Source organism: Devosia sp. UYZn731, assembly GCF_040546795.1.
Taxonomy (GTDB): Bacteria; Pseudomonadota; Alphaproteobacteria; order Rhizobiales; family Devosiaceae; genus Devosia.
The window spans coordinates 651,968-667,652 of sequence record NZ_JBEPOL010000001.1; the positions used below are offsets into that span (position 1 = coordinate 651,968).

General features: G+C 62.9%; 17 protein-coding genes. 7 read left to right on the top strand and 10 right to left on the bottom strand.

The window, feature by feature from the left end:
* Positions 1-50 precede the first annotated feature (50 nt).
* The 4 genes from ABIB57_RS03010 to rpiA form a co-directional block, all read right to left on the bottom strand.
* Positions 51-1,427 carry a class II 3-deoxy-7-phosphoheptulonate synthase gene (locus ABIB57_RS03010; protein ID WP_354038350.1) on the bottom strand — a complete coding sequence of 459 codons (1,377 nt, stop codon included), beginning with the start codon at positions 1,425-1,427 and terminating at the stop codon, positions 51-53.
* Between the two features lie 90 nt (positions 1,428-1,517).
* Positions 1,518-2,891 carry a glutathione-disulfide reductase gene (gene gor, locus ABIB57_RS03015; RefSeq protein ID WP_354038351.1) on the bottom strand — a complete coding sequence of 458 codons (1,374 nt, stop codon included), beginning with the start codon at positions 2,889-2,891 and terminating at the stop codon, positions 1,518-1,520.
* 100 nt (positions 2,892-2,991) lie between these two features.
* On the bottom strand, positions 2,992-3,504 hold the full coding sequence (locus tag ABIB57_RS03020) for a DUF2059 domain-containing protein (RefSeq protein ID WP_354038352.1): 513 nt from the start codon (positions 3,502-3,504) through the stop codon (positions 2,992-2,994).
* Between the two features lie 37 nt (positions 3,505-3,541).
* Positions 3,542-4,273: a ribose-5-phosphate isomerase RpiA gene (gene rpiA, locus ABIB57_RS03025; protein ID WP_354038353.1), complete on the bottom strand. Its 732-nt coding sequence runs from the start codon at positions 4,271-4,273 to the stop codon at positions 3,542-3,544.
* A 211-nt stretch (positions 4,274-4,484) separates the two neighbouring features.
* On the opposite strand from rpiA, the gene ABIB57_RS03030 reads away from it, so the two are divergent.
* From ABIB57_RS03030 to ABIB57_RS03040, 3 genes are all read left to right on the top strand, one after another.
* A complete protein-coding gene (locus tag ABIB57_RS03030) occupies positions 4,485-5,078 on the top strand; it encodes a L,D-transpeptidase (protein WP_354038354.1) in 594 nt (197 codons plus the stop codon).
* 96 nt (positions 5,079-5,174) lie between these two features.
* The gene (gene moaA, locus ABIB57_RS03035; protein ID WP_354038355.1) at positions 5,175-6,200 is read left to right on the top strand and encodes a GTP 3',8-cyclase MoaA; all 1,026 of its coding nucleotides are present in this window, start codon (positions 5,175-5,177) and stop codon (positions 6,198-6,200) included.
* A gap of 20 nt (positions 6,201-6,220) precedes the next feature.
* Entirely contained in the window at positions 6,221-6,601 is a 381-nt protein-coding gene (locus ABIB57_RS03040; RefSeq protein ID WP_354038356.1) for a GFA family protein, read from the top strand.
* Positions 6,602-6,606: 5 nt separating this feature from the next.
* On the opposite strand, the gene ABIB57_RS03045 is transcribed toward ABIB57_RS03040, so the two are convergent.
* The 3 genes from ABIB57_RS03045 to ABIB57_RS03055 all read right to left on the bottom strand — a co-directional run bounded on the left by ABIB57_RS03045 (position 6,607) and on the right by ABIB57_RS03055 (position 8,338).
* A complete protein-coding gene (locus ABIB57_RS03045; protein WP_354038357.1) occupies positions 6,607-7,011 on the bottom strand; it encodes a VOC family protein in 405 nt (134 codons plus the stop codon).
* Complete coding sequence (locus ABIB57_RS03050; RefSeq protein WP_299730360.1) at positions 7,008-7,487, bottom strand: Lrp/AsnC family transcriptional regulator; 480 nt, start codon at positions 7,485-7,487, stop codon at positions 7,008-7,010. The genes ABIB57_RS03045 and ABIB57_RS03050 overlap by 4 nt, the downstream gene beginning before the upstream one ends.
* A 305-nt stretch (positions 7,488-7,792) precedes the next feature.
* Entirely contained in the window at positions 7,793-8,338 is a 546-nt protein-coding gene (locus ABIB57_RS03055; RefSeq protein WP_354038358.1) for a thermonuclease family protein, read from the bottom strand.
* Between the two features lie 201 nt (positions 8,339-8,539).
* Here ABIB57_RS03055 and ABIB57_RS03060 point away from each other — a divergent pair, with 201 nt between their 5' ends.
* Positions 8,540-10,069 carry a sensor histidine kinase gene (locus tag ABIB57_RS03060; RefSeq protein WP_354038756.1) on the top strand — a complete coding sequence of 510 codons (1,530 nt, stop codon included), beginning with the start codon at positions 8,540-8,542 and terminating at the stop codon, positions 10,067-10,069.
* Between the two features lie 3 nt (positions 10,070-10,072).
* On the opposite strand, the gene ABIB57_RS03065 is transcribed toward ABIB57_RS03060, so the two are convergent.
* Positions 10,073-10,399: a nuclear transport factor 2 family protein gene (locus tag ABIB57_RS03065; protein ID WP_354038359.1), complete on the bottom strand. Its 327-nt coding sequence runs from the start codon at positions 10,397-10,399 to the stop codon at positions 10,073-10,075.
* A 77-nt stretch (positions 10,400-10,476) separates the two neighbouring features.
* Complete coding sequence (gene cobT, locus ABIB57_RS03070; RefSeq protein ID WP_354038360.1) at positions 10,477-11,502, bottom strand: nicotinate-nucleotide--dimethylbenzimidazole phosphoribosyltransferase; 1,026 nt, start codon at positions 11,500-11,502, stop codon at positions 10,477-10,479.
* Between the two features lie 65 nt (positions 11,503-11,567).
* Between cobT and ABIB57_RS03075 the strand changes: the two genes are divergently transcribed.
* A complete protein-coding gene (locus ABIB57_RS03075; RefSeq protein ID WP_354038361.1) occupies positions 11,568-12,410 on the top strand; it encodes an adenosylcobinamide-GDP ribazoletransferase in 843 nt (280 codons plus the stop codon).
* Positions 12,411-12,483: 73 nt separating this feature from the next.
* Positions 12,484-13,170, top strand: coding sequence for a retropepsin-like aspartic protease family protein (locus ABIB57_RS03080; RefSeq protein WP_354038362.1), 687 nt, complete (start codon positions 12,484-12,486; stop codon positions 13,168-13,170).
* On the opposite strand, the gene dusA is transcribed toward ABIB57_RS03080, so the two are convergent.
* Positions 13,131-14,144: a tRNA dihydrouridine(20/20a) synthase DusA gene (gene dusA / locus ABIB57_RS03085; RefSeq protein ID WP_354038363.1), complete on the bottom strand. Its 1,014-nt coding sequence runs from the start codon at positions 14,142-14,144 to the stop codon at positions 13,131-13,133. The genes ABIB57_RS03080 and dusA overlap by 40 nt on opposite strands.
* Before the next feature lie 143 nt (positions 14,145-14,287).
* Between dusA and ABIB57_RS03090 the strand changes: the two genes are divergently transcribed.
* A complete protein-coding gene (locus ABIB57_RS03090; RefSeq protein WP_354038364.1) occupies positions 14,288-15,649 on the top strand; it encodes an FGGY-family carbohydrate kinase in 1,362 nt (453 codons plus the stop codon).
* Positions 15,650-15,685 lie beyond the last annotated feature (36 nt).

Sequence of the window (15,685 nt, forward strand, 5' to 3'; positions counted from 1 at the left end):
ACCGTTGAGGGAACGCGCGGCCTAGCGGAGAGTTCGATGGCTCGTGGGCTTTATTCGCCCGCGGCCAGCCGCGGCCGCGCGGGCTGCTGGTGGCCGACTTCCTCGGCGACGAGGAAGGCCAGTTCCAGGGCCTGGCTGGCATTGAGGCGCGGGTCGCAATAGGTGTGATAGCGGTCCGACAGCGAAGCCTCGGTGACCGCCGACATGCCGCCAACGCATTCGGTAACATCGTCGCCAGTCATCTCGATATGCACGCCGCCCGCATAGGTGCCGAGCTGACGATGGATTTCGAAGAACGAGCCAACCTCAGACAGCACGCGGTCAAAGGGGCGGGTCTTGTAGCCGTTGGAGGCCTTGATGGTGTTGCCGTGCATTGGATCGGAGCACCACACCACGGTGCGGCCGGCCTTCTGCACGGTCTCGATCAGGCGCGGCAGATGCTCGTTGATCTTGTCGGAGCCGAAACGGGCGATCAGGGTGATGCGACCGGCCTCGTCTTGTGGGTTGAGCCGGTCGAGCAGGCGCAGCAGGTCGTCGCTGCCCAGGGACGGACCGCACTTGATGCCGATAGGATTCTTGATGCCGGCGAAATATTCGACATGAGCCGCGTCGGGCTGGCGCGTGCGGTCGCCGATCCAGATCATGTGGCCGGAGGTGGCATACCAGTCGTTGGTGATGCTGTCGCGGCGGGTCAGAGCCTCTTCATAGCCAAGCAGCAGGGCTTCGTGGCTGGTGAAGAAGCTGGTCTGGCGCAATGCGGGAGTGTTGTCGGGGTTGAGGCCAAGCGCCGCCATGAAGGTGATGGCGTCGTCGATCTTGCGCGCCACTTCCTCGTAGCGCGTGTTCCAGTTGCTTCCTTTCATGAACCCAACGGTCCATTCGTGGATGCGCGTCAGTTCGGCATAGCCGCCATAGGCGAAGGCGCGCAGCAGGTTGAGCGTGGCAGCGGACTGGCGATAGGCTTGCAGCATGCGATCGGGATCGGGCACGCGGGCCTTTTCATTGAACTCGATGGCATTGATGATGTCGCCGCGATAGCTGGGCAGCTCGACGCCATCGATGATTTCCGTATCGGACGAGCGCGGCTTGGCGAACTGGCCCGCGACGCGGCCGACCTTGACCACGGGCTTGGACGCCCCATGGGTCAGCACCACCGCCATTTGCAGGAAGACGCGGAAGAAGTCACGGATGTGATCGGCGCCGTGTTCAGCAAAGCTTTCGGCGCAATCGCCGCCCTGCAGCAGGAACGCCTCACCACGGGACACGGCCGCCAGCCGGGTCTTGAGATCGCGCGCTTCGCCGGCAAACACCAATGGCGGGAAGGTCGACAGCTGGCGTTCGGCCTCTTGCAGCGCTGCAAGGTCCGGATAGGCCGGGACCTGCGAAATGGGCTTGTCGCGCCAGCTTGCCGGGGTCCAGTTGCTCATCTTACGCCTCGCTTACGCCGTTCAAAGTGGCCCGCGGGCCAGTGCGGGCGGTCTATCAAGGCCGGACGCCCATGCCAAGGGCAATCCGGCCTAGACTTTGGCCCCATTGCGATAGGTGTAGGTCTGCTCCTTGAAGGTCACCAGTTCCTCGGCAGCGGTGGGATGCAGCGCCATGGCACGATCGAAATCGGCCTTGGTGGCGCCCATGCCTATCGGGATAGCGACGAGTTGGATCATCTCGGCGGCGCCCGGCCCCAGGATTTGAACGCCCAGCACCTTGCCACCATTGGCGCCGACGATGAGCTTGAGAATGGTGCGCTCGGTCTTGGTGGAGAGTGTATTCATCATCGGACGGAAGCGGGCGACATAGACGTCGATATCGCCATGGGTGGCGGCTTCGGGCTCGGTCAGGCCAATGACGCCGATTTCAGGATCGGAGAACACCGCGGTGGGGATCTGTGAGTGATCCACCATCATGGGATTGTTGTTAAACACCGTCTCGGCAAAGTACCAGCCCTCGCGGATCGCCACTGGGGTCAGCGCGGCACGCCCGGTCACATCGCCTACCGCGTAAATCGAGGGGCACGAGCTTTGCGAATAGCCATCGACGGCGATGGCGCCCGCCGGCGTCAACTTAACGCCGGCCGTTTCCAGCCCCAGATGCTTGACGTTCGGCACGCGGCCGGTGGCGAACATCACGGCGCCGTAGGGCGCGACGACGCCGTCGCTGAAGGTCGCGGCGATATCGCTCCCAACCTTGGCCAGCGACTTGATGGTGGTCTGGTAGATCAGCTTGATGCCACGATCCTGCAATCCCGCTTCCAGCCCACGGCGCATGTCGTCATCGAACCCTCGCAGGATGCAGTCGCCGCGGTAGATGATGGTGGTATCGACACCAAGCCCGGCAAAGATGGTAGCGAATTCCACCGCGATGTAACCGCCGCCCTCGATCAGGATCGAATGAGGCAATGCAGGCAGATCGAACGCTTCATTGGAGCTGATGCCAAGCTCGGCCCCGGGGATCGCCGGAATGGACGGCTGCGCGCCCGTAGCGATCAGGATGGTTTTGGCCTGCAGGTCGCGCTTGCCATTGACCATGTGCACCGAATTCGGGCCGGTCACCACGGCGCGGTCGCGAATGATCTCGACGCCGGGCTTTTCCAGATTGGCCGTGTAGGCCTGCTCCAGCCGGGTGATCTCTTTTTCTTTATTGGCCACCAGGGTTGGCCAATCGAACTTGGCATCGACCTGCCAGCCAAAGCTTTGGGCAACGTCGAACAGTTCGGTGAAACGCGCCGCATAGACGTAAAGCTTCTTGGGCACGCAACCGCGGATAACGCAGGTGCCGCCAACGCGGAACTCCTCGACGATAGCAACGCGCGCCCCATAGGTTGCGGCCATGCGCGCTGCGCGAACGCCGCCGGAACCGGCGCCGATCACGACCAAATCATAGCCATCACTCATGGGGAGAACTCCTGCAGGGACGCCTTACATTGGGTGGCGCATCGCATAAAAAAAGACCCCGCACAAGGCGGGGTCCAGGGTCTCGTCAGCGGTAAGGCGCCTAGATGGCGACGCCCTTGGAGCGCAGTTCGGAGCGCACCTTGGCGAAGAATTCCTGCTTAACATTGCCGCTGAAGACCTGCATCACGCGCTGCAGATCGGTATTGATCTCGGAATTGCCCTGCGCCAGCTTCATGCCGGTGGGCGACGAATAGAAATCGACGATCTGCTGCAGTTCTTCCATCGAGAAGCGGATGGCATAGACGCGGGCGAACTGATCGAGCAGGTCGCCCTTGTGGCCCTTGTATTCTTCCAGAACCTTGGAGATGGCATCGTTGGTCTGGTCCGAAATCTCCGGATTTTGCTGGATGATCTGCTTCATCGTCTGGACGGCAGTTTCGACCAGGGTCGTCTCATAGATCGCCGACTTGTCGGTCAGGTCCACGTATTTACGCGCCAGCGCCAACTGCTCGGGCGGCACTTCCTGCGCGATCGCCGGCACCGCCAGCGCAATAATCGTTGCGCTCAGCACCACTGCGAACAGCGCCTTGGCGCGCGTCAAAACACCCGTCATCCTGCAATACCCCATTTGTCCAGAGCCATGCTCTGGATCAGTGTTCACTCAGAATGGTTCTTACGCCATCCGCCGTTGCCACATAAGCCTTTTTGCACATGTTGAGGAACAGCCCGTGCTGCACCACGCCGGGAACGTCCAGCAATGCGCGAGACAGCGCTTCTGGCTGCGAAATGCGGCCAAAAAATGCATCCAGGATCAAGTGCCCACCATCGGTGACATAGCTGTCGCCCGCGGCCGTCTGCCGTAGTCGCAGGCCGCCCTCTGCGCCATGCTGGGCTAAAACGGCCTCAAGCGAGCGCCGCGTGGCGCCGAGCGCGAAGCGGTTGACCTCGATCGGCAGCGGGAAGCGTCCCAGCGTCTCGACCAGCTTGGAGGCATCGGCGATCACGATCATCATGTCGGAAGAGGCGGCAACGATTTTTTCGCGCAGCAGCGCGCCGCCGGCGCCTTTGATCAGGTTCAGGCCTGGATCGATTTCGTCGGCGCCATCAACGGTGACGTCCAGACGATCGATGGTATCCAGATCGGTCAGCGGAATATTGAGGGAACGCGCCTGGGCAGCGGTAACTTCGGAGGTCGGCACGCAGAGGCATTCAAACCCTGCAGCAACTTTTTCGCCCAGCAAGTCGACAAAATGCCTGGCTGTGGATCCGGTACCCAGCCCCAGGCGCATTCCGGAGCGGATATCATTGAGCGCCATTGCCGCCGCTTGCCGCTTCAGTGCTTCGCTCACCGACTTATCCCCGCTGCCATTTCGGGCCGTCATGGCGTTGCGCCGAGGCCGTGTCAACCCAGGCATCACGCATTAGTGAACGGAGATTGTAACTTGGCGGCAACACAATTTGGGGAAGCTAACCAGACTGTGGCGGAAAAACGGCATTTCCCTTCCCGCTATTGATCGAACCGCGTATGCAACACAAATTCTTGAGCGGCCCGAATCGTTGCGGCTTGTTCAACTGTCAGAGGCAAAGTCGGCAATGTCCAAGTTGAAATCCACGATAGCGGTCGCGCTGTCGATACTTCTATCCTTCGCTCTTGTTACGCCGTCGATGGCGGCGCGTGTCTACAACGCCGATACCAATACCTGGGAAGAACCTGCTGTGGTTGCCCAGCGCGGCCATGGCCGTAGCGCCATTCCGCGCGAAGAAGTCGCCTATGACGGCACTTATGCTCCGGGCTCGATCATCGTCGAAACCGCAGAGCGGCGCCTGTATTTCGTGCTCGGCGATGGCCGCGCCCTGCGCTATGGCATCGGCGTCGGCCGTGACGGCTTTACCTGGTCCGGCACCCATCGCGTGAGCCGCAAGGCGGAGTGGCCGGGCTGGACCCCGCCGGCACAGATGCGCAAGCGCGTTCCGGATTTGCCCGCATACATGCCTGGTGGCCCCGACAACCCGCTTGGCGCCCGCGCCATGTATATCGGCTCGACGCTCTATCGCCTGCACGGCACCTCGGAACCCTGGTCGATCGGCCAGGCCGTCTCCTCGGGCTGCATTCGCCTGACCAATGAAGACGTGATCGACCTCTATGATCGTGTCAAGGTCGGCGCGCTGGTGGTCGTGCACCACTAGACGGTGCCGAATAATTGAAAAGGCCAGCCTTCGGGCTGGCTTTTTTTATGTTGCTTATAGCTTTGAAAATTGCGTGGCGAGGGCTAGATTTAGGCCATGAACCTCTCCGCCGCCAGTATTGCGCCGACCACCAGACCGCTTGTCGATCGCTACGGACGGCATATTTCCTATCTTCGCATTTCGGTGACCGACCGCTGCGATTTTCGCTGTGTGTATTGCATGGCGGAAAACATGACCTTCCTGCCCAAGAAGGACGTGTTGTCGTTTGAGGAAATCGAGACCATCGCGACCGCGTTCGTGGCGCGCGGGGTCAACAAGATAAGATTGACCGGCGGCGAGCCGCTGGTGCGAAAAGATATCCTCGATCTGGTGCGCTCGCTGGGGCGGCATATCGGGCATGGGCTGGATGAGCTGACCATCACCACCAATGGCAGCCAATTGAGCAAGCATGCTGGATTTCTTGCTGACGCAGGAGTGCGCCGGCTGAACGTGTCGCTCGACACCCTAGATAGTGACCGTTTTGCGGCCATTACAAGGCGCGGACGGTTGGCCGACGTAATGGCGGGCATCGACGCGGCGCAGGCGGCGGGCCTGGCGGTCAAGATCAACATGGTGGCGATGGCCGGTGTCAACGACGACGAAATCGAGCCGATGATGGCCTGGGCCCATGGGCGCGGGATGGGCTTGACGCTGATCGAGGGCATGCCGCTGGGCGAGGTCGGGATCGACCGGGTCGATAGCTATCTGCCGCTTAAGGAACTGCATGACCGGCTGGCGCAACGCTACACGCTGGAAAAGCTCGACCAGCGCACCGGCGGGCCGGCGCGCTATGTGCGGGTGGCCGAGACCGGCGGCGTGCTCGGCTTCATCACACCGATGAGCCATAATTTCTGCGAGAGCTGCAATCGTGTTCGGCTGACGGCGACGGGGCAGTTGTTCATGTGCCTGGGCCAGGACGATCAGGTCAACCTGCGCGACGCCTTGCGTGACGAGGGGATGGACGGGCTTGATGCCGCGCTGGATCGCGCCATGCTGCTCAAGCCCAAGGGGCATGATTTCGTCATCGACCGGGCGCGGCCGCAGCCGGCGCTAGGGCGGCATATGTCGGTGACCGGGGGGTAACTGAATTGGCGGCGGAGACGATGCACAAGGGATCATGTCTATGCGGCGCCATCCGCTTCGAGGTTGAGGGCGAGCTGTCGCCGCCGACGGCCTGTCATTGCACCAAGTGCCGCAAGCATACGGGACATTTTGAGGCTGGCACCGATGTGCCGCGCTCGGCTGTCACCATGACGGGCGAGGACAAGCTGACCTGGTTTCAGTCGTCGGAGATAGTGCGGCGCGGGTTTTGCTCGGTCTGCGGGTCGTCGCTGTTCTTTGATGTGATCCCTGCCGACCGGCTCGGCATCTCGATGGGCGTATTCGATACGCCGACCAACACGAAACTCTCAATGCATATCTTCGTGGCCGACAAGGGCGACTATTACGACATTGCCGACGGCCTGCCGCAAAACCAGCAGTAGCCCCCTCACCTGCCGTCGGCGCGTTCCACGAGTTCGACGATGATGCCGTCAGGGTCGCGGACGAAGGAGACGCGTTTGAACATCTCCTTGTTGTGCGCGATGCGCGGCTGTTCGATGATTTCGACGCCGGCGGCGGCCAGCTTTTCGATCATGATGCCAATGTCGGTAAAGGCAAAGGTGAGGTGGCGAACCCCGGCTTCGTGCGGCGGCACATCGCGGGCCGGATCGACGGCGCCGGGCGCGAAGACTTCGAGCATGCCGCCGCCGGCGTCGAGGAACGCGGCCTCACCTTTGATCTGCGGCTTGCGCAAGACCAGTTTGAAGCCAAGCAGGCCGCAATAGAAGGCGATGGTGCGATCGAGATCGCCCGACGTCATGCCGATATGTTCGAAGCCAAGCAGTTCGGTCATTTGTCGTCGTCGGTGATGAGGGCGTAATCGAGCGGCAGGGCCGTGGTGTACTTGATCTGCTCCATGGCGAAGGACGAACTGACATCCGTCAGCGCGATCTTGGCGATCAGCTTTTTGTAAAAGCTGTCATAGGCGCCGATATCGGGCACGACGATGCGCAGCAGGTAGTCCACGTCGCCGCTCATGCGATAGAATTCGACCACCTCGGGGAAATCCTCAACGACCGTCGCGAACTTGCGCAGCCAGCCTTCGCTGTGTTCGTTGGTCTTGACGGAAACGAACACGGTGACGCCGGCATTGACCTTGGCCGGATCCAGGACAGCGACGCGGCGCTTGATGACACCGTCTTCTTCCATCTTCTGGATGCGGCGCCAGCATGGCGTGGTGGACAGGCCGACTTTGCGGCCGATTTCGGCCACCGGCATGGTGGCATCCTTCTGCAGCAGTGTGAGAATCTTGCGATCTATCTTGTCCAGCGCCATCATGCCCCCGAAATCAGATTTCGGCATTAGCGCGAAATCTTCGTCAATTTTCTTAATGAGTGCCACATCTCCCGTTTGCGCGCAATAATCTTGCGTGAAACGCGCAAATGCAAAGCCAGGCTGTTTTGTTAAGCCTTTCTTAGAAGCGTCGTAAGGCGAGATCCCCTCCTCACCGTTATCGCCGGCTTGTCCGGGCAACGCAGCTTTCTGGTGAGTGGCGTAAGATGGATCACCGGGACAAGCCAGGTGATTACGGTGGTGGGGGGTGGAGGAACCGATACTGCCCCTTCGCCGCGTCCTTAGAAGCGCGGCAGCCAGTCCCAGCCGGCATTGGTTTCAGCTTCGCGCCCATGCCGGTCGCGCCAGGTGCGCGGGGAATCGAACGTGCCGGCCCAGAGGCCGCGCTTGGCATTGCGTGCGGCGCTCTCCTCGTGGCCGTAATCATCGGAGGAGATGGCGAGGCCCGCCTCGACCATTTGGGCGCCCAGATCGTGACCATTGACGCTGCAGGCGGCGAGGATGCGCCCGAAGCGATCATGCCCATGCGGTTGGCAGAGCGGTGACTTTCCGGCGACGAGCGCGACCAGCTTTTCACGCGCCGTGCGGCCGCAGGTCCAGTCGCGGCCCTGGGCATCGGCGCAGGTTTGGTCGAGCTCGGGCGCGTCGATGCCCAGCAGTCGAATACGCTCGTCGCCCAGGTGAAAGCTGTCGCCGTCGCTGATCCGGGCGCGGCCGGAAACCGGCGGCTCGGCAGGCGTGAGCCGATCAACCAGCAGCGCGCAGGCCGCCAAAATCAGAATCGCCAGCACAGCGCCAAAACGGCCACGAAAAGGTCGCCCGTGCATGAGGTTTGATAGCCGCACTTCACCGCCCGTTAACTACGCATCGCTAGTGTTTATTCACCAGCCCAAGGTCTGCCGATATTCCGGTGGTGCCCGGCTGCAAATGGCGGGGTTCGCGCTTCCACCGTTTCGACCCGAGCTGATTTTGATATCCCGTGCGAATGCGTACCCTGTTCGCGGCTTTTAGTAACGAGTAAGAGTTTGATGCCGTCCCAGCCGGCTGACATCGATGCGGACGTCCGTTCCCTGATGGGACGGGACAGCAAGCGCAGCGCCAACAAAACCGTGCTCGACGCGCGCCAGCGCCTGACGTCCAGCTCAGGCACGCGCGCTTCCTATGATTTCGAGCTGATGCACGATTATGCCAGCTCGCGCCTGGCATCGGCCCTGCCGATCGCCGTGATCGTGGGCATCCTGGCATTCGTTTCCAGCTTTTGGGTGCCGGCGATCTTCACCGCGCTCTGGGCCGGGATGGTGCTGATCAGCCTGTTGACGCTGGTGCTGATGGCGCAGCGGTTCAAATCGAGCGATCCATCCAAATTCAATGCCGGTCAGTGGACGACCAGCTTCGTGTTCGGCGAAACCGTTTATGGGCTGGCATGGTCGCTGCTGGCGCTGTTCACGTTGGTGGCGGATCCGGCCGAGCTGACGCCCGTGATGTTCGCCATGGTGCTGGTCGGCGTCGCCGCCAATGCGGTAGCCACCAATACGCTGCCCCCCGCGACCCTGATGAGCACGCTGCCGGTCACGCTGACGGCATCGATCAACCTGATCGCACTGGGCGGCACGCTGAACTATACCCTCGGCGCCGTTGCCATTTTCGGGGAAATCTTCTTCGTCTACCTGGCGCGGCAGTTGCATGCGTCCGAGCTGGAAACCATCACCCACCAGTCGGAAAAAGACTCCCTGATCAGCGAGCTGGAAGAAGCCCGGCACATGTCGGACGAGGCGCGGCGCCATGCCGAGCAGGCCAACATCGCCAAATCGCAGTTTCTCGCCACCATGAGCCATGAGCTGCGTACGCCGCTCAACGCCATTATCGGCTTTTCCGAAGTGCTGAAATCGGAACTGCTGGGGCCCCACCACGTGCCGCAATACAAGGAATATGCGGGCGACATTCACTCCAGCGGCCAGCATCTGCTGAACCTGATCAACGAACTGCTCGATCTTAGCCGCATCGAGGCGGGCAAGTATGAGTTGAACGAGGAAGTGGTGTCGCTGGTCGATATCGCCGAGGACTGCCGCCGCATGATGGAACTGCGCGCCAAGTCCAAGGGGATCGAGCTGGTCTATACCTTCGGCAATAACCTGCCAAAACTGTGGGGCGATGAGCGCGCCATTCGCCAGGTGGTGCTGAACCTGTTGTCCAACGCCATCAAGTTTACGCCGCAGCATGGCAAGGTCACGCTGATGGTGACGCGCAGCGTCGATGGCGGGCAGATGGTTTCGGTCAAGGACAATGGCCCGGGCATTCCCGAGGACGAAATCGCCACGGTGCTATCGTCGTTCGGCCAGGGCTCATTGGCGCAGAAGACCGCCGAACAGGGCGCGGGCTTGGGCCTGCCGATCGTGCAGAAAATCATGGACCTGCATCAGGGCCGGTTCGACCTGTTCTCGAAACTGCGCTTTGGCACCGAAGTCATCGGCACGTTCCCGCGGGCGCGGGTGATGGATGCGCTGGCGCCGGTGGTGGAGAAGCGGAACCGGTTGGAGATTTTCTCGGAAGCGGGTTAGGGCCTAATCGAGGTCGGCGTCGATGGCGGCGATCAGCCCGTCGGCATTGGTGGTGACATCCAGGCGGCCAGTCTCTTGGCCGAAATCACCGCTGAAATCGAGGCGAACCAGTGCCTGGTTTTCGCCATGTGAATCGATCGAGAGCACCTTGCTGACGGTGTGGTAGCCGACGAAGAATTGTTCGAGATATCGGCGGACACCAGCCGAGCCTGCAAACGTTTGGCCGACAGAAACGTCATCGATCACCGCATCGGGCGCAAACACCTCCAGCGCGGCTTTGACGTCGAAGGCGTTGGTTGCCGCGATCAGGCGATGGATCAAATCTTGCATAGGCAGTCCTTTCCCGGCGATCTGGTGATCGCGGCGAAATGCCTAGCAGTGCATGCTGACAGGCAATGGCAGGACCTTCAGCCTTCCTTGCCGCTGACGGCGGCGCTTTCGAAGGTGGCCATGTTGTTGTGCAGGTGCAGGGCGGTTTTGGCGAGAACGGCGGCCAGGGCGGCGCCGCTGCCCTCCCCTAGCCGCATGCCGAGATCGAGCAGCGCGGTCTGGCCCATGGCGTCGAGGGCGCGGGCGTGGGCGCTTTCGGCCGAGACGTGGGCAAAGATGCAGTGGTCGATGGCGGCTGGATTGACGGCGTGGGCGATGGCCGCGGCCGAGGTGGCGACGAAGCCGTCGATGATGACTGGGACTTTCTGGTGGCGGGCGGCGAGGAGCGCGCCCAGCATGGCGGCGATTTCGCGGCCGCCGACGCGAGCCAGGATGGCGAGGGGGTGGTCGAGGGCATCGCCATGGAAGGCCAAGGCGCGGTCGACGGCGTCGGCTTTGCGGGCGAGGCCTGCATCATCGACGCCGGTGCCGCGGCCGACCCAGTCGGCGCCGGTGCCGCCATAGAGCGCGGCATAGATGGCGGCGGCGACGGTGGTGTTGCCGATGCCCATTTCGCCGATGCAGATCAGATCCGGCTTGCCTGCAATCGCCTCCATGCCATAGGCGATGGTGGCGGCGCACATCTTGTCGTCGAGCGCAGCTTCCTTGGTGATGTCGCCGGTGGGGAGTTCGAGGGCAAGTTCGAATACGCGCAGGTTGATCTCGTGCAGGGCGCAGATTTGCGAGATGGCCGCGCCGCCATTGGTGAAATTGGCGACCATTTGCGCGGTGACTTCGCGCGGGAAGGCCGAGACGCCCTGATCGGTGACGCCGTGATTGCCGGCGAAGATGGTGACCATGGGATTATCGAGGCGCGGCTTGGCGCGGCCCTGCCAGCGGGCGAGGAATTCGACCAGTTTTTCGAGCTGGCCGAGCGAGCCGGCGGGCTTGGTCAGCTGGGCATCGCGGGCCCGTACGGCGGCCACCGCGGCCTCGTCGCCATCGGGGACGATGGTCAGCAATTCTAGGACATCGGCATAGGCGGCGTGCAGATTTGCTGACATGGCAGGTCCGGCGTGATGGTGTTAGGAAGGTGCGATCTTGTGGCGCAATCGGGCGGGAAAAGCAATTGAACGACGAGGGCGGGGAGACCATTGGCGAGAGCGCGGTGCGCGAGCCACATGTGCCGCTGGGGGCGAAGCCCGGGGGCGGGCTGGCGGCTGATTTTGTCATGGCGTTGCGGTTTTTCTCGCGGTTGCCGACAGGGGGTAGCCCGCATGAGGTGCCGGATCTGAACCGGATTGCGATGGCGCTGCCGCTGGCGAGCTTGGCGATCGGGATTTTGCCGGCGCTGTTGTTGATTGGGGGGACTCTGTTGGGTTTGCCGGCGTATTTCGCGGGGGCGCTGGCGGTGGGGGCGGCGGTGATAGCGGGTGGCGGGATGGCCGAGGATGCGCTGGCGGATAGCGCCGATGGGCTGTTCGGCGGCACTACGCGCGAGCGGCGGCTGGAGATCATGAAGGATAGCCGGCACGGCACTTATGGGGTGGCCGCGCTGTGCCTGTTTATCATGTTGCGGGTGGTGGGGATTGGGAGCGTCGCGGCGATCAATCCGCTGGCGGCGGCGGCGATCTGGTTGGCGAGCGGGATTGTCGGACGGTCGGGAGCGTTGTGGCTGGCGGTGGCGCTGCCGCCGGCGCGGACGGATGGGGCGGCGGCGACGGTGGGGCAGTTGCGGGTGCGGAATTTTGCGGTGGGGGCAGTGTTGGCGCTGATACTGCTGTTTGTGCTGGGTGGGCCGGCGACGAGTGTGCTGGGGCTGGTGGTGGCCGTGGTGCTGGCCGTTGGCGTCATGGCGGGGTGGACGGCGTGGTGCAAGCGGCTGGTGGGCGGGCAGACCGGGGACCTGATCGGGGCTCTGGGCGCGCTGGTGGAAATCGCTGTGCTGACGGCGCTGTTGCTGTTCGTTTGAGCTAACGCCTTGAAAATACCGCGGCGCGTGCCTTTATGATGAAGACGAGAGCGCAGGACGGGGCGATTACAGCATGATTTTCATTGGGATCGCCCTGCTGGTTGCATGCGGGCTGGCGCTGATCGTTGGCACGGACGCCGGCAGCCTGGTCGGACTGACGCAAATGCAGACGGCTCAGGTCATTCCTCTGGTGCTGATCCTCATCATTTTCGCCGGGGGTGCCTTCGGGCGGTCCCATCGGGTGAAGGAACTGCTGGGGAGCCTGGTGTTGTGGATCGGCATTTTTGCGCTGGCGGGCGTGACCTATGCCTATCGGGACGAGCTGAATGGGCTGGTGGGGCGGGTCGCGGGGGAGTTGCGGCCGAGCGTCGCCGTGGTCGATGACGAGCGCAGCACGGCGACATTCCGGCGGGGTCCGGGCGGGCATTTCGAGCTGATGGCCGACATCAACGGGCATTCCACGCCGATGATTTTCGACACCGGCGCCAGTGCGGTGGTGTTGACGCTGGCGGATGCGAAGGCGGCGGGGATCGATACGTCGACGCTGGCGTTCACCATCCCGGTTTCGACGGCCAATGGCACCGGGCAAGCGGCGCGGGTGTCGCTGGATGGGATCGAAGTGGGCGGGATCAAGCGCAAAGGCGTCCGCGCTTTCGTGGCGGAGGCCGGGGCGCTGGATACGAGCTTGTTGGGGATGACGTTCCTGGAAACGCTGACGCGTTATGCGGTGACCAGCAATTCGCTGGAACTGACGGACTGACGCTGGACGGCGTCCAGGGCGCATTCGATCACTTCGGGGCCGGCGCCAGGGCGGCAGGCTTCGACGCTGAGGATCTGCCGGAACTGGCGCGCGCCGGGAAGGCCATTGGCGAGACCCAGCATGTGGCGGGTGATTTGGTTGATGCGGGTGCCCCGCGCCATTTCGCGGGCGGCGTAATCGGCCATGATGTGCATGATGGCGTCGAGCGTCACGGGCGCCGATGTGTCGCCGAAAATGCGGCTATCGACTTCGGCAAGCAGCATTGGATTTTGATACGGCGCGCGGCCGAGCATGACGCCATCCATGTGGGTCAGTTCGGTTTCGGCCTGGTCCAGGGTCTCGATACCACCATTGATCATCGTCGGGATCGGCAGGCGTGCGTGGAGGCGATGCACGCGGTCATAATCCAGCGGCGGGATGGTGCGGTTTTCCTTGGGGGACAGGCCCTTGAGCCAGGCCTTGCGGGCATGGACATAGAGCGCGTCGGCCCCCGCGGCGACCATCGCGTCGGCAAAGCGATCGAGGCTTTCCTCGGTATCCTGGTCATCGATGCCGATGCGGCATTTGACGGTAACGGGGCGATCGGTGGCGCCGCGCATAGCGCGAACGCATTCGGCCACCAGCTCGGGTTCGGCCATCAGGCAGGCGCCGAAGCGACCGGACTGCACGCGGTCAGAGGGGCAGCCGACATTGAGGTTGATTTCGGCATAGCCGAAGGCGCTGGCGATGGAGGTGGCCTTGGCGAGCTCGGCGGGGTCGGAGCCGCCCAATTGTACGGCAACGGGTTGCTCCACGGGATCGAAACCCAGAAGGCGCTCGGTATCGCCATGCATGATCGCGGCGCTGGTGACCATTTCGGTGAACAGCAACGCATGGCGCGACAATTGCCGGTGGAGAAACCGGCAATAGCGGTCACTCCAGTCCATCATGGGGGCAACGGAAAAGCGGCGGCCAAGGGTCAAAGCATCGTTCATGCGGCCGAAATACAGGATTTGGGCGGCAGAGGCTAGACCGCAGCGGCAGGGCTGGGTTGCGGGGGGCTAACATGTCAGCTATCGCGCGGCGGGCGAAAGTGCGGTATTGGCGCGCTGTTCCCAATCCAGCGTCGAGTATTTTCATGACTGCACCCCGTTTGATCGCCGTGATCGATATCGGCAAGACCAATGCCAAGGTGGTGCTGATCGATGCGCAAACCGGCGCCCAACTGGCGGCGCGGAGCACGCCGAACACAGTACGGCAGGATGGGCTTTATCCGCACGCCGATGTGGAACGGCTGGCGACTTTCATCACCAATAGCCTGAAAGATATCCACGCCGAGCATGGCGTGGACGGCATTTCGATCACCACGCATGGGGCGACTGGGGCGCTGATGGCGGGTGAACGGCTGGCGATGCCGGTGCTGGACTACGAGCATGGCGGACCGGAGGAAACCAGCGTGGCTTACGGCAAGGTACGGCCGGACTTCAGCGAGAGCCTGTCGCCGCGTTTGCCGAACGGGCTCAACCTGGGAGCGCAGATTTTCTGGCAGTCGCAGGTGTTTGCAGAGCGGTTCGCCGAGGTCACGGCGATACTGGCGTATCCACAATATTGGGCGTGGCGGCTGACCGGGATGATGGCGAGCGAGGTCACGTCGCTTGGGTGCCATACTGATTTGTGGGCACCACAAACGGGGGCGTTTTCCAGCATGGTGGCGGAGCGGGGCTGGGCGGGACTGTTTCCGGCGGTGAAGCCAGCCAACTCGGTGTTGGGCACGATTTTACCCGAGATGGCGGCGGCCACTGGGTTGCCCGAGACGACGCCGGTGACGTGCGGCATTCATGATTCCAATGCGTCGCTGATCCCGCATCTGGGGGCGCATGAGGCGCCGTTCACGATCCTGTCGACGGGGACGTGGGTGATTGCGATGACGGTAGGCGGCGACACCACGCATCTGGATGCGGGCCGGGATAGCCTGGCCAATGTGGATGCGTTCGGGCGCGCCGTGCCGACGGCGCGGTTCATGGGTGGGCGGGAATTCGACATGCTGGCGCCGGGGGCGGTTGAGCCGAGTGCCGCCGATATCGCCAAGGTGATTGCGGGGGATGTGCAGGCGCTGCCCAGTTTCATGGCTGGTGTGGGGCCCTTCCCCGGCTCGATCGGTCGCTGGACGAAAAGCCCCGAGCAGTTGAGCGCCGGCGAGCGGACGGCGGCGGTGTCGCTGTATCTGGCGCTGGTGACGCAGGCCTGTCTGGATCTGGCTGGTGTCGGCAAGCAGATCGTCATTGAGGGCCCGCTGGCACGCAATGCGCTGTTTGGGCAGGCGCTGGCGCGGCTTACTGGTGTTCCGGTCAGCGCCTCGGGTGACGCGACCGGGACCAGCCTGGGCGCGAGCATGTTGTTTGGGGGAACGCATGCGACGGCAGCGCCCGGACTGCAACGCACACCACTGCAGGCCGAGGGGTTCGAGGACTATTGCGCGCGATGGCGCCAGCGGCTCTGAATGCAAGCCTGCAATGCCTGCGCAGTCGTTGTGGGC

Excerpts from the sequence above, each read along its gene's own strand:
- ABIB57_RS03045 (WP_354038357.1), bottom strand. The coding sequence starts at position 7,011 with ATGACCGAACTGCTTGGCTTCGAACATATCGGCATGACGTCGGGCGAT.
- ABIB57_RS03060 (WP_354038756.1), top strand. The coding sequence starts at position 8,540 with ATGCCGTCCCAGCCGGCTGACATCGATGCGGACGTCCGTTCCCTGATG.
- ABIB57_RS03065 (WP_354038359.1), bottom strand. The coding sequence starts at position 10,399 with ATGCAAGATTTGATCCATCGCCTGATCGCGGCAACCAACGCCTTCGAC.
- ABIB57_RS03010 (WP_354038350.1), bottom strand. The coding sequence starts at position 1,427 with ATGAGCAACTGGACCCCGGCAAGCTGGCGCGACAAGCCCATTTCGCAG.
- ABIB57_RS03090 (WP_354038364.1), top strand. The coding sequence starts at position 14,288 with ATGACTGCACCCCGTTTGATCGCCGTGATCGATATCGGCAAGACCAAT.
- ABIB57_RS03020 (WP_354038352.1), bottom strand. The coding sequence starts at position 3,504 with ATGACGGGTGTTTTGACGCGCGCCAAGGCGCTGTTCGCAGTGGTGCTG.
- dusA (WP_354038363.1), bottom strand. The coding sequence starts at position 14,144 with ATGAACGATGCTTTGACCCTTGGCCGCCGCTTTTCCGTTGCCCCCATG.
- ABIB57_RS03055 (WP_354038358.1), bottom strand. The coding sequence starts at position 8,338 with ATGCACGGGCGACCTTTTCGTGGCCGTTTTGGCGCTGTGCTGGCGATT.
- moaA (WP_354038355.1), top strand. The coding sequence starts at position 5,175 with ATGAACCTCTCCGCCGCCAGTATTGCGCCGACCACCAGACCGCTTGTC.
- cobT (WP_354038360.1), bottom strand. The coding sequence starts at position 11,502 with ATGTCAGCAAATCTGCACGCCGCCTATGCCGATGTCCTAGAATTGCTG.
- gor (WP_354038351.1), bottom strand. The coding sequence starts at position 2,891 with ATGAGTGATGGCTATGATTTGGTCGTGATCGGCGCCGGTTCCGGCGGC.
- ABIB57_RS03030 (WP_354038354.1), top strand. The coding sequence starts at position 4,485 with ATGTCCAAGTTGAAATCCACGATAGCGGTCGCGCTGTCGATACTTCTA.
- rpiA (WP_354038353.1), bottom strand. The coding sequence starts at position 4,273 with ATGACGGCCCGAAATGGCAGCGGGGATAAGTCGGTGAGCGAAGCACTG.
- ABIB57_RS03080 (WP_354038362.1), top strand. The coding sequence starts at position 12,484 with ATGATTTTCATTGGGATCGCCCTGCTGGTTGCATGCGGGCTGGCGCTG.
- ABIB57_RS03040 (WP_354038356.1), top strand. The coding sequence starts at position 6,221 with ATGCACAAGGGATCATGTCTATGCGGCGCCATCCGCTTCGAGGTTGAG.